This is a genomic window from Paraburkholderia sp. BR10936, assembly GCF_040965735.1.
In the GTDB taxonomy this organism is placed as follows: domain Bacteria; phylum Pseudomonadota; class Gammaproteobacteria; order Burkholderiales; family Burkholderiaceae; genus Paraburkholderia; species Paraburkholderia nodosa_A.
The window spans coordinates 1-255 of sequence record NZ_JBFRCM010000100.1; the positions used below are offsets into that span (position 1 = coordinate 1).

The 255-nt window shown below is 71.0% G+C and carries 1 protein-coding gene; it reads right to left on the minus strand.

What is annotated here, in order from left to right; all coding sequences use genetic code 11:
- On the minus strand, positions 1–255 hold a 255-nt coding region (locus tag AB4Y36_RS40590), incomplete at both ends, for a hypothetical protein (RefSeq protein WP_368685948.1).

Below are 255 nucleotides of genomic sequence, written 5' to 3' on the forward strand. Positions count from 1 at the left end.
ACCGAAGGCGGCGTTCCAGTCGGCAACGATCGAGCGGCGCCAGATGTCGTTCAGGCTGGCTGCCGCGGGCTGCACCACCGCCTCCCAGGTCTGGTCGAGCGGCGCCTGGAACAGCTGGCCGAAACCGGCCCATTGCTGGCCGAGGCTCGCCGCCACCCGGCTGGCGTAGTCGCGGCTGTCCGCGATGTCGGAGGTCTTCCCCTGCAGCACCGCCTGCGCGGCGGCGCGCGACATCGCTTCCGTATCCGGGCTATT